The sequence below is a fragment of the Flavobacterium zepuense genome (assembly GCF_007097145.1).
GTDB lineage: Bacteria > Bacteroidota > Bacteroidia > Flavobacteriales > Flavobacteriaceae > Flavobacterium > Flavobacterium zepuense.
Genome location: NZ_VJVZ01000022.1, coordinates 1 through 12,298 on the forward strand (window position 1 = coordinate 1; position 12,298 = coordinate 12,298).

Annotated in this window: 13 protein-coding genes; 6 read left to right on the forward strand and 7 right to left on the reverse strand. The window is 40.2% G+C overall.

The features are described 5' to 3' along the window. From FMM05_RS20560 to FMM05_RS20570, 3 genes are all read right to left on the reverse strand, one after another. Nucleotides 1–790, reverse strand: a 790-nt coding sequence (locus tag FMM05_RS20560) for an STN and carboxypeptidase regulatory-like domain-containing protein (protein ID WP_185965645.1), incomplete at its 3' end; no start/stop codon positions are given. 301 nt (nt 791–1,091) lie between these two features. Beyond that, entirely contained in the window at nt 1,092–1,472 is a 381-nt protein-coding gene (locus FMM05_RS20565; RefSeq protein ID WP_143375309.1) for a hypothetical protein, read from the reverse strand. A 336-nt stretch (nt 1,473–1,808) separates the two neighbouring features. Beyond that, nucleotides 1,809–2,972, reverse strand: a complete 1,164-nt coding sequence (locus FMM05_RS20570) for a FecR family protein (protein WP_143375310.1) — start codon at nt 2,970–2,972, stop codon at nt 1,809–1,811. Between the two features lie 216 nt (nt 2,973–3,188). Between FMM05_RS20570 and FMM05_RS20575 the strand changes: the two genes are divergently transcribed. Then, the gene (locus tag FMM05_RS20575) at nt 3,189–3,470 is read left to right on the forward strand and encodes a hypothetical protein (RefSeq protein WP_143375311.1); all 282 of its coding nucleotides are present in this window, start codon (nt 3,189–3,191) and stop codon (nt 3,468–3,470) included. A 246-nt stretch (nt 3,471–3,716) separates the two neighbouring features. On the opposite strand, the gene FMM05_RS20580 is transcribed toward FMM05_RS20575, so the two are convergent. Next, nucleotides 3,717–4,322: an RNA polymerase sigma factor gene (locus FMM05_RS20580; protein ID WP_143375312.1), complete on the reverse strand. Its 606-nt coding sequence runs from the start codon at nt 4,320–4,322 to the stop codon at nt 3,717–3,719. Nucleotides 4,323–4,438: 116 nt separating this feature from the next. Further along, nucleotides 4,439–4,819 (reverse strand): hypothetical protein, encoded by a 381-nt coding sequence (locus tag FMM05_RS20585; RefSeq protein WP_143375313.1) that lies wholly within the window; start codon nt 4,817–4,819, stop codon nt 4,439–4,441. A gap of 149 nt (nt 4,820–4,968) precedes the next feature. Here FMM05_RS20585 and FMM05_RS20590 point away from each other — a divergent pair, with 149 nt between their 5' ends. The 4 genes from FMM05_RS20590 (at nt 4,969) to FMM05_RS20605 (ending at nt 10,325) form a co-directional block, all read left to right on the forward strand. Further along, nucleotides 4,969–5,865, forward strand: coding sequence for a LytTR family DNA-binding domain-containing protein (locus tag FMM05_RS20590; protein WP_143375314.1), 897 nt, complete (start codon nt 4,969–4,971; stop codon nt 5,863–5,865). A gap of 278 nt (nt 5,866–6,143) precedes the next feature. Continuing rightward, a complete protein-coding gene (locus tag FMM05_RS20595) occupies nt 6,144–7,388 on the forward strand; it encodes a hypothetical protein (RefSeq protein WP_143375315.1) in 1,245 nt (414 codons plus the stop codon). 12 nt (nt 7,389–7,400) lie between these two features. Then, nucleotides 7,401–7,751, forward strand: coding sequence for a hypothetical protein (locus FMM05_RS20600; protein WP_143375316.1), 351 nt, complete (start codon nt 7,401–7,403; stop codon nt 7,749–7,751). A gap of 333 nt (nt 7,752–8,084) precedes the next feature. Continuing rightward, on the forward strand, nt 8,085–10,325 hold the full coding sequence (locus FMM05_RS20605; RefSeq protein ID WP_143375317.1) for a Nal1-like putative serine protease: 2,241 nt from the start codon (nt 8,085–8,087) through the stop codon (nt 10,323–10,325). A gap of 31 nt (nt 10,326–10,356) precedes the next feature. Here FMM05_RS20605 and FMM05_RS20610 read toward each other — a convergent pair whose 3' ends face one another. Together FMM05_RS20610 and FMM05_RS20615 are read right to left on the reverse strand one after the other, a co-directional pair. Continuing rightward, nucleotides 10,357–10,812, reverse strand: coding sequence for a hypothetical protein (locus FMM05_RS20610; protein ID WP_143375318.1), 456 nt, complete (start codon nt 10,810–10,812; stop codon nt 10,357–10,359). Continuing rightward, nucleotides 10,809–11,462, reverse strand: coding sequence for a hypothetical protein (locus tag FMM05_RS20615; protein WP_143375319.1), 654 nt, complete (start codon nt 11,460–11,462; stop codon nt 10,809–10,811). The genes FMM05_RS20610 and FMM05_RS20615 overlap by 4 nt, the downstream gene beginning before the upstream one ends. 301 nt (nt 11,463–11,763) lie before the next feature. Here FMM05_RS20615 and FMM05_RS20620 point away from each other — a divergent pair, with 301 nt between their 5' ends. Further along, complete coding sequence (locus tag FMM05_RS20620) at nt 11,764–12,234, forward strand: hypothetical protein (RefSeq protein WP_143375320.1); 471 nt, start codon at nt 11,764–11,766, stop codon at nt 12,232–12,234. The last annotated feature ends 64 nt before the right edge of the window (nt 12,235–12,298 follow it).

The window sequence follows — 12,298 nt, forward strand, 5'->3', positions numbered from 1 at the left end:
TGCCCCTGATGGTAAGCTTTGGATTGTTGGCTCCAATTGTTGTTGGCAGTCCGCGGTTTAGTATTAATCCGCCGGTGACCCCCTCTAAGCGGTCAAGTATATTGATCCCTACATTACGGTTGATCGTTTTAGTATCTATTTGAGTAAACGCCCCGGTTGCCCTTTCTTTTGGGATTGTTTGGTAACCTGTTGATACAACATTAACTGATTCTAATTCCGCAATGTTCGATCTTAGCACAATCCTTAGCTGACTCTCACTGATATCGCTAACTGGCACTTCAGTGGTAATATACCCAATATAGGTAACAACTAACACCGCATCTTCACTTACTCCTTTCATCTCAAATTCGCCTTCATCATCAGCAGTCACGGCAAAATTAGTTCCTTTTATCTTTATGACTGCCCCCGGTAAGGCCCGGCCTGCTGTGTCGGTAACCCGTCCTTTTATATTTAGTGGTATATTGAGAAAGCTTTTAATCTTTTGTTTTATGGTCTTTTCCCTGGGCTTTATGATGATCGTATTATCTACAACTTCGTAACTTAAGGGTTGGTTAAAAAAGCAGCGTTCCAGCACATCAACAAGTTCAGCATCCTGAATATGAATGCTGACAGGATTAGTGTTTTTCAATAGCTCATTTTTGTAAAAAAAACTATAGCCACTTTGTTTTTCAATTTGCCGAAGAACTTTAACCAGCGGCACATTGGTTTCGTTAAGGGTTATATTTTGTGCATAAACAGAGGCAGACACTTTAAAACAAGCCAGAAAGATAAGAAGTACAATAAGCTTCATAATCAGAAGTGTTTTAATAAGCCGCCCCCTGTGGGGGAGCGTAAAAATTTGCATACTTTTGTTTCAGTTAGGGTTAATAGTTAAATCGTTAGAAGGATTTGAACCGGCTCGCCGGTGTTGCCCCACGTTAGGCCGGTGAGTGTTGGAAGCACTCCCGGCCCTTTTTAGTCGAGGACCCACACACGTTAAAGGTTACTTTTGTTACCACAATTTGTGCGAATCAGGCTATATGCTTTTAGTAGTAGTACGCTCGTAAAAGAAAAAACACACAGCTATATTGAATAATAAAAATGAGGACTGTTTATGAACGGTATTCAACTTTAAAGGTGAGCGAACCTATCGTTTCCAATGCGCCGGCACTATTGGTTGAAGTTATTAGTGAGTCTTGCGACACCACCCACTTATTCGCAGGATCAATAGGCTCCACACCGACAGATAGCGTAATTGTTAGCTTAGCCCTGAAAGCAACGGAACATTGTGCACCAAAATATTTTGCAGCATGGTCATTAATACCCGTGACATAAGTTATCTGAGCTGCGGTTAATGAAAAGTTGTCTTTGATCCAATCTTTAAAATCGGCTTCTACCAAATCTGCCTGGGCATTAAGCAGGCTTGTAGATAGGGCGTATAATTCAGTTGTTTTGGCGGTTACCCCTGCTGGGGTGAATGGTTGTAATGGCATAGTTCTAATTTTTAAAATTTTATTATAAGTATTGAAATTTGAATAAAGTGCAAAGCATGGCCAGACCACAGTTCTGTAGTTAAATTTTATAGATAGAAATGTGGTGAATCGAAGGAGAAAGTTTACTTAATTAACCTTCGGACAGCTTTCGCAGGTGTTTTATGTTGGAGTTTAGAGAGGTTTCATTCCGTGTTAGCGTTAATAGTAATTTGTTAGAAGGATTTTTTTTGCTCATTTTAAGAGCCCCATTGCCGGGCCGGAACTATTGGAAGTAATCCCAGCCCTTGTTGGGCATTAACTAAACTTGATCTTCTTATTTGAGCATAGGCAAATTGGTTAGGGTTTCACAATCAGTTTATGATCTTCGATGCTGGCATGTATACCACTTGATGCCAGAATTTTTACAAGGCTCGATAGATTAGATTTGCGTGAAATACCGCCTGTAAACAATTCATGGGTTACCTCGCCTTGGTATATTACTTCAACATTGTACCACCTGCTTATGGTACGCATCATCATTGGGATGTCAGTATTTTTAAAATAGGTTCGTCCATTTTTCCAGGCTATGGCAGCATCCGTGTCAGCTTCCTGTACTTTTATATCCTGCCGTACTATAGCTTCCTGGCCCGGCTTAATGATCTTTGCATTATTACCACTGCTAACCTTTACGGAGCCCTCCAACAATGTTGTATTTGTGCCTGCTTCATTAGAGTATGCCATGATATTGAAATGAGTTCCCAATACTTCCACGGTCTGCTTTGCTGTTTTTACCCGAAAGGGCTGCGCTTTATTATGGGCAACTTCAAAGTAGGCCTCACCGGTCAGTTCTACATTGCGTTCTTTTAGTGAACTAAAAGAGGTAGGATACTTCAAAGACGAGGCGGCATTTAGCCAAACCTTACTTCCGTCAGGAAGTACTACCTGGTATTCGCCACCCTTAGGCGTTTCAATGGTATTGTACTGAAGTGCTAGTGATTTACCTGTATTAGTATATATTACCTGTCCATCTGCTGTTTTGGAAATTGTGGTACCCGATTGTTTTGCAATAGAGCCATTCTTTATGCTATTCAAATCTACCTTACTGCCATCGCTAAGTGTAAGAGTGGCAACACTACGGCCCGGAGCGATGTCATTTCGATTTTTTACAACTACTACATTTTCCTGCTTTTTTGACCGCATCACCAACATGATCCCAACAAAGGACAGCCCCAATAGTATCATTGCGGCAATAGAAATGGCAGGGAGTAATTTTCTGATCCTGCTTACGGGTCTTGTCCTGCTAAAGATTTTCTTTTGCAGGCTGGTATCAATATCACCGATAATACCCTCTTGATTGTTAAGCGTGTTTTCTTTAGATAACTCCTCGCTTATCAGTTCCATTAAGATACCCTTGTCCTCAGAAATATTAAAATGGTCAAGTAACTCATTTAATTCTTCTTCAGATATCTGACTTGTCAGGTACTTATCAAATAGGACCCGAACACGCTCGTTTCTTTCCAAAGCTCTTTTTTATTGGTAATACGCCGCAAGAGTAAAAAACATACAGCCAATAAACATTTTTTATTGACTACTCTAAATATTTCAGTTTAGAAAGTCTCAATGTCCTTAATTATAAGAAATGTGTGGAAAAGCCGTAACATAAAAACTTAGTAATGAAGTAATTTTGTAACCCTCCAAAACAACAACAACCCAACATAACCTAATACATGCTATACAATGCCTGTTTTTACAAAGATGTCACTACGATATACCTACAATTGGCCGGAAGATGTGGCTACTGAAATAAGCTCGTCAGATGACGATGTGATCGATATTAAAAACGGATACCATGTACTTAATTATATCAACGTTTTTTTCGCAAGGAAGGGGCTGACCAGCACTGATACTTTTTATAAACTGGAGTTCATCTTAAATGAGAGGATGCCCTCAACATTGGAGACGCGTAAAGAGATCACCAGCTTTGTACTTAAAGCCTGGAACAGGATATTCTATAATTAAATATCAACTGAGTAATATTTCGATGTGTTTTAGACATCTACATTTTGCTGAAGTAAATGGGATATAGTTTCATTTGCTTCCGTCTAAACCCTGCGTTTAATTACGCTTGTTAATTTGATAACTCAATGCCTTGTTCAGGCATGTAGAGATCGCAGCAACTTCTTACTTTGTGATCTTTCGGTAAGTAATATTGGATAATTAACTATCGGAATAAGTGGGGACCTTTTAACAGTGTACCCATTTATTTTATAAACTCTCACAAATTACAGATGCGATGAGTGTAACAGCTATGCCCGAACGTGACCGCCTGGAGAAGTATTCTTTCAGGAACAGGTTCGCCCTGTGCATATGGTTGTTGATGGTACCTGGTGTGATGTTCAATATCCGCCCCGCTTCCTCATAGCTTTTGTCTTCAAGCTTACATAGGGTAAATACCTTTTGCTGTTGTGGTGGTAATAAGCTGAGCGCTTTATTTAGCTCTTCAAGGTTCTCTTTCCTGAAAATATGTTTCTCAATATGGTCGTATGAAGTTATGGTTGCAGCGATCAGGTGTTCCTGCAACTTTTTATCCCGGCTAACCTTGCGGAAAAGATCATAAGCCATATTCTGGGCAACTTTATAAAGAAAGGCATTGAGGGGTTGTGTGGTATCGATCCTTGTACGCTGCTCCCATACTTTAAGGAAAAGGTTTTGCAGGAGTTCTTCAGCAAGTTCACGGGATTTAAGTAGCCGCAGTGCATTGGCGATCATCTTCGCTTTATAGAGGTGGTAGATTTCCTCGAAGGCCGCATGGTCACCATCCCTTAATCTTACGAGCAGGTCCAGTTCATCATGTTGGGGCACTAATTTCATCCGGTCAATAAGTCAATAGTATTAAGCGATTGTTAAATATAATGATTTAAAAAAATAAAGAGGCATAAACGATAATGTTATGCCTCTTTTTCTTGGTTTTTCAATGGATGCGAGGGCTACTCATAGGTTATTGTCAATAAGAGTTCCCCAACAACCTCATTTACTGCCCCGGCGCTGTAGGTGCCCCTAAGGCATTTTTGAAACCTGAAGAACTTACTTCCTTCGCCGCCATCACCGCCATCTTCAGCATCAAGCTTAACGGTGTGTCGCTTTCGCAGGCTATCTGAAGTTGCAATAGCTAATTCGTTAAGAAACGTGCCGTTAAGGGCAGTTACGTAGGTGCCTTGCGCACTTGTTAGATTAAAGTTGTCGTCAACCCAATCCTTGAAGTTGGAAAGGACTAAATCTGCCTGGGCATTTAATTGTGTCTGGTTCAGGGCGTAGAGTTCTGCGACTTTTGCAGCTACGCCATCGGGAGTGAAAGGTGCTTTTGCCATAAGTGTAAATGTTGATGTAAAACAATAATACTTAAATGGCCATACGGAGTCAAGCGACACATTATTAATTGACAGTTTAATTATAATTGCTTTTAATGATAGTGTTAAATTCGTACGTATCGATTTAATGAAGCGAAAAGTGTAGTGATTTGGAAATAAAATATAAAGACGGATATTTCAGGTTGGTCCTTGGAGCAGTGGCAGCCCATATCATTGTAATGTACAACATCGATAAAGGCTTTTTTGAGGCGCTTTTTACTATTTCCTATTTGAGGGGCTTTATTGGAAGCTGGATCATTGCAATGTTACTCATACAATATGTGTACTACGTGACTGTCCGCCTTGACAGAAAATATGACTGGCATAACAATACATTACTTCGCCTTCTATGGCAATTGCTTGTAGCATTTGGGGCTCCCTCAATACTGGCCTTCTTTTTAGCTGCCTTTTTCTTTTGGGTGTTTGACCGGAATATTTTCCAAACAAGCTATCTCAGCCAGGATTACACCTTGGTTGTACTGATGATATTAGTGATCAATATTTATTATTTTGGCCTGAATTCCTTTATTCGCCTTAAACACGTCACAGCGCCGAGAGATAACAATCGGATAAAAGAAAATAGCGATGATGATTTAACTATTGCCTATGTTACCGAAAGCCCGACAAAACAGGTTATTGTAGTGGATAGCCATACTAAGTCCATTCCCGTGAAGTTGGAGACTGCCTGCTATTTCTTCATACTGGAAGGCGGTGTATTTATGAGGACTTTTGATATGGCCACCCTTGGCGAGAGCCACCAACTAAACATTCCTCTGAAAGATTTAGAAAATATGCTGGATAGAAAACTGTTCTTTAGGATCAACCGCAGGATGATCGTAAACTACAATTCCTGCAAGTTTTACAGGAGCGGAAAGAATAAAACACTTGAACTGTTTCCAGAACCGGAACTGTACCCGGCAGATACAAAAATACCTGAAGAACACCAGCGTTTGCATATTGTCAGTGAGGACCGTGTAACTTCATTTAAGACCTGGATGGATCGATAAGCGGTACAGAATTGGATACAATACTAGCCTGAAAACCCTACACGCCCTGATTACTAAGGCAAATTGCTCAACATCAACTGTGTAAAATATGTTGACTTCCCCATAATTAATGTTGAACTCCCCACAAATTGGATTGACTCCCCCAATTACGTAAGTGAATACTTATTGCAGATTATCGATAAAAAACTCATTTACAACGAATTGTAAAACATTGAAAAACTGTGTTTCTGGCATTGGGCTTCTTATTGTGGTGGTGAAACCAAACAATAATTATTATAATGAATACATTACCCGAAGAGAAGATTGACACCAATGAAGTGGCGAATCATTACAATTATCCCTTGCAAGGTTTGGAATTACTTGCACATAGATTCCTCGAAAAGCAAGGCACTAAAAAGACTGAGACGAATCTCAGGTTGTTTGGCAAACAGCTTAGAGACGAAATAGCCCGGCTGCAATTACTTTTAAAAACACAGGCATTTGCCCTCAGCCAGGAAAAAGAGATCAGGATGCTCATACAGCGTTACAACAGTAGCCTGACTCGGCTTCTTGATGAAACCTTACTTAAAAAGGAGTTGCAAAACGCGGTACCCAAGATTGCAGATGACTTTTACAATAGCTACATCAACGCACTGGAGGCCATGATAGCGTTCCTGCATGATTATTTCCCTGAGCACAATAGCTTGGAACAGCGGGTTCCAATGGTTTCACTTTCAAAGAAACGCAAGGAAATAGTTGGCAGGCTGGACACTATCGAGCAAAAAATACTCTCCCATCCTGAAGAGATGGTGGCCGGTGAACTTTTTAAAAGATTACGACGTTTTGCTGCCTCCGGTATTCCTATAACTTTCAAAATACGTTACAGGGACCTGCGATATAAAGATGAGTTGCTCCGCCACCTTAATGAGATACGCTGGAAAAATGAACCTGAAGCGCTTCTTACACCAGTGGAACAGATGCTTATTTACCTTAACTACAATAGCAAAGCATTTATTAAGCTGCTCATCAAAAAAATAACGCAGGATATCGATCATCTTATAGAGCCTAAAGAGAAACTGGACACCTTATTACTTTACAAAAAGGCATTTCGGCAGATACGTCCAAAACCAGGTTTGGTACTCAACCCTGGATATCACCATTTAGGAACAGTACTTGATGGTTGGTTTGATGAGGAAATCAGGTATTTTGAAATGAAGCTAAAATGGTCATTTACTACTCAGGAGGATGTAACAACTTTAAAAAAAGGGGACAAAAAAGAAGAAATAAACCAACTGCGGGTATTAGTAAAGTTATCCTCGGATCAAACAGGGCTAATATTGCGGGCGGCTGACGAGTTGAGGATACTGGTTGCGAGGTCTCTAAGCGAGGTTTTTAAAACTATCGTTCCTCATCTTTCGACACCTCACAGTGAAAATCTGTCCTACAAGGGGATGCGTACACAATCTTATGTTGCTGAAGAACGTGACAAGGCCATTGCTATTGAGGCACTGGAGCGTATTATAAAGAAAATAAAGGAATATTAAATTTATAAAGTTATGAAGAATCTATCATTTGTCTTAATTGCAGTTCTTTGTCTTACTGGTTGCACACAAAAGGAACTCACTACGGAAGAAGCTATTCAATTTTTACAAAAGGACGGACCATACCCAAGGGCTGCCGGACACTACATTTTTTGCCGTGATCGCGCCCATGCAAAAAAGGTGCTTGATAAAGGCTTGGAACAACAAGGATTAGTTATAGTAAACCGCAAACTTAATATTAAGGAAGTACTCGCTAAAAAGCCTTATATTGAATTTACCGAAAAAGCAAAACCTTACTTTTTATCCGTTTCGGATGGTGATCGTTCAGATAAAATCCAACAAGTAAGACTCGCTGATCAGGAATAGGGGAAATTACTGCGTTGATACCCGATCAAGCGCACAACACTATCCTTGTCGAATATACTGTTGTTTACAAAAATCTTACACCTTTTGCTGTATTGGCAAAAAACAACCTAAACGAACCCCTTAAAAAAACTGCAATTTTCGCCTTATCTGATACAGGATGGGACATTGTAAAAAGGGAGCCTTGAAATATGGGAGTTACCTTAATGATCAAAAGTACCGTCCCGAAGTTGATTTGTTAAAACCTTAACAAAATAATAAACATTAAATTCTGATTTACAGGGTTTTGTAGTATTTAAATAGTTAATTTAGAGCGATATAAACCTTACTATCGCAATGAAAAACATTATCGAACAAAGAACTTCTTTTAACAACCTCTCTGTAAAAGACCTTTTGGAAGCACGTGACCTTTTTCACGTGCATTTAATGAGTAAAGTTAATGTTGTTGGTACAGCTATAGGCAGGTACCGAATTAGACAGGAAAATGTAAAGGATGGAAAGATCTTTATAGATCATAAGACTCCTGTAAAGTCTGAACGCACTTTAAGCAATTCCATGATAGTTGATGAATCATGGCCATGCATCCTTGTTTTTGTTGAAAAATGGTTACACGAAAGCGATTTCAGAAAAGGTGACTATAACCAGGCTATTCCCAAGAATATTTACATGCCGGATGGCCGGATAGTGCCGATTTGTGTTGTCGCTGCCCCAGTTGAAGAGCAAAGCGATATTCTTGTAGATGAAACCAAGCTCCAATTTCCGGATAGTGCTATTGGTGGCGGGTATCCCCTTATAATTGACAGCCAGGGCATCAAAAAAATAGCTTCTATCGGGTGCATCGTCACTGATGGTAATAAATACTATGCACTGACCAATAAGCATGTGCTGGGTAGTACGGGAGATATAATCTACACCCGCTTAAGGGATGAGCTCTTTGAAGCAGGGACAAGTAGCGGTATAAGCATCGGAAATACCAAATTTCAAACGGTCTATCATGATTGGATGCAAGAGAATTTGTTCATTAATGTTGATGCAGGACTGATAGAAATTAACGATATCAATAAATGGAAGACTGATATTTTTGGTTTAGGGAGACTGGGAAAAGTTGTCGATCTACACAGCAAAAATATAAGCTTAAAACTCATTGGCCTCGACGTTTCTGCATTTGGTGCTGTTTCAGGGAAGCTAGAGGGCGAAATCGCTGCATTATTTTATCGTTACAAATCAATTGGTGGGTATGATTACATTGCTGATTTCCTTATTGGCCCTAAGGATGGACAGGAAACATTGCCTACAAAACATGGTGATTCAGGAACAGTATGGACTATCGAACGGGCTGATGAGGAAGGAAAAATCGAGTATCTTCCTGTCGCCATGCAGTGGGGACAACGCTCCATTTCCAAACCTGGAGGCGTTACGGGGCCAATCGGTTTTGCACTTGCCACCAACCTAAGCCATGTATGCCGCGACCTAGGCGTAGATATAGTACGCGACTGGAATTTGGATCTTGATTTTACCTGGGGCAAAAAAGGTCATTTTAAAATCGGTTTCGGCGCCTATCTTGTCGTTGTAAATGTAAAATTAAAAGAACTCTTGGAAAAAAATGCTGGTAATATCGGGATAAGAGATGCCGATTTAATTAGTGGCAACGTAGCACCAGGAATGTTTAGCGATGCTTTTGTGCCGATGGCGGATGTTGCGGATATGTACTGGCGCACCAAAAGGCCGAAAGACAGCAGCAACCATTTTGCGGATATGGATGACCAGCATGCTGAGGTATATGAGAATAAAACATTGCTGGACCTTTGTTTCGACAGTCATGGTAATGTTAATGCTGATTTTTTAGATGTTGATAAATGGCTGGACTATTACAGCCAGTTGGATGAGAAGAAGCCAGAGCTGGATGGTTCGGGAAGAACAAGAAAACGTCTTGGCGGCTTGCCATTCAGGGTTTGGCAAATGTATAATGAGATGGTTGATGTTCTTAAAGGAAATGATAAGGACGAAATTAAACTTCAGAAATTTGTCTGTGCCGGTGGCACTATGTCGCATTATGTTGGTGACGCTTGCCAGCCCCTTCATATTTCTTCACTTCATGACGGTTATCCGGATGGACGCGGCAAAGATGTGCATTCTGCTTATGAAACTAAAATGCTGGATGCCTACATCAAAAAACCACAAGAGCGATTCTTAGAAAAGACGAATGAGAAGATAACAGCACTTAACCCAAATGAACTTTTTACCGGTGGTAAAAACGCTGCCAGGGCGGTTTTGGAATTAATGTGGAAAACTTATCATTTAATGCCGCCAAAAGATATCGTTGATGTTTTTATTCGAAACCGTTCTGTAAAAGATCTATATGATAATTTTGGCCCAGATACCCAACAGACTATTGCCAACGGTATCCACACCATGGGTATCATCTGGCAAAGCGCTTGGGAAGAAGGCCGCGGCGATACATTAACCGCACAACTTATTGAAATTTCACAACAGGATCTTATGAAGTTGTACAAAGATCTTGATTTTGTTCCATCTTACCGATTAAATGATCCAAAATTAAAAGACAAGCTAAGATAGAATTTAGACCACGGGGAAGGCTATAATATCTTTAGTGCAGGACTCGTCTTGGATTATAATTTGTAACAAAATATAATGTGCAATCATCTTGCTTAAGCACTAAAAATGAGGCATTGTCTACAGGAATGAGCGTGTAGGTTATAGTAGCGGGAGGTAGTTTAATGATGATTTTTGTTCCATCAATTTGCCATGTTCCGCTACCATGTGAATCGTGCAGAGTATTTACTTTGCCATCTTTTTTGAAAACATAACCGAGAATATAGGAGATCCCGGATTTATCCGTAGGCACAAACTTTGAGGTTGTCTCTGCGCATTGTTTACTAACGCAATACCAATTTCCCGAGATTAGCTTTGATTTGATGTCTTTCTGTGCGTATGAAGCGGCAGTAATCATCGAAAGCATAAGCACGATTACGTATTTTTTATGAGCATGGCTGGTTCTGTTGACTGACATTGTAGTAAAGATATTTATCGCGGTTTTCATCATACTTCTGCTAAAATTTGCATTAATCCTGCATCTTTTCCATCATACCACTTTTTAATGAAATAATAAGCTATCCAGCCAACTGCTTCTGCGATGTCTGTGTTAACATCCTTTGTTTTATGACAGTAACCTACAAAATGGAGGTACTCATGGGAAATATGGACAGCATAAGCACATGAAAAAGGTAATTCATGCGCCATATCACAATTAATATTTTCGTAGTATGAGGTTATATAAGAATCCGGGCAAGTATTGCCCAAACCAAAACATTTATTATTCTCAGGGTCACTTCTCAATCGTGGCTTCTTTCTTCCGACAGGTTCGATATATAATTCTAAAGCAGTAACCGGCCGCCTGAATATACTATCCAATATAATTTTACCTTGAATAACCTCTTCCTTGTTTTTTCCATGGCCGCAATCCTTACAATGATTGTAATAAGGAAAGCTCAGCCTGGCGACAGAATCCTGAAATTCTTTCCTGCTAAAAAGATAACTGGAAATTTGCAGCGCTTTATCTGCAACCTTATTATCGACCGCAGGTACTTTTGTGTGCAGTTCACCTTTTCTCTTAAGGACTACCTGACGGTAATCGGACTGCGCAGCGGCAAAAAACGTGGCGCAGAAAAGCATCACTGTAATTAATCTTTTCATAATAAGGTGGTTTGCATAAAGATAGTAAGTTATTATATATCAGTTCACTGATGATAGTGATATTATTTTCCCCCTAATACAAAACACCAAGGGCTGGCTAAATTATAGCCAGCTTTTTTTTGCGAAAGTTTTCTACTGAAAGCCCATTGTTTTCATAGGGTTTCAGGGTTACAAAAAGGGTTGCAACTAAAAGTTGAAATTTACCCGTCTTGCTTTTCGCCCTTACTTTGCTCTCAGAAATCAGTTAAACAACCCGCTCTTAATGAATGGGTTGATTGTGAAACGATAAAAATGAGCGCATATGTTTACCAACATTTCATGGGCAGAGTACCTCGGGGGTGCTGCCATAGTATCAGGGATTTATTATTGCTTCATCGGGATCAGGTATTATACCGGTGACCTTAAAAACCTGCTGTCAGGCAAAGTCAAAAAACAAGTCCCACCGGTTTTGCCTACTGGTCATGTAACAACTAAGGAACCGGAAAGAACTACGCCCAACGAGTCTTATGAAAAGGCCGATGACGACGATGAGTTCGCGGAGGTAGAACACCTGATCGGCAGGCTTAATACCATCATCGCCGATGCCTCCAAAAGAAATGCCGATAAGCAAGAATTTAAAACATACCTGCACCTGGTACTGGCTGAATACCCCAATGTAAAAAAATCACCATTGCGCTCTTCGGTCAATGAACTGATCGTATCGGAATGTGAAAAATATGGCGCTGTTACCCTCACAGAAAATGAGGTGGACCTATTGTGGGACGCAGATTAACAGCCCTAAGGCGGAGTGCGCTTCCCTGTCCAGCCCGGTGCGGAAGGCGAATGTGACAAGAATG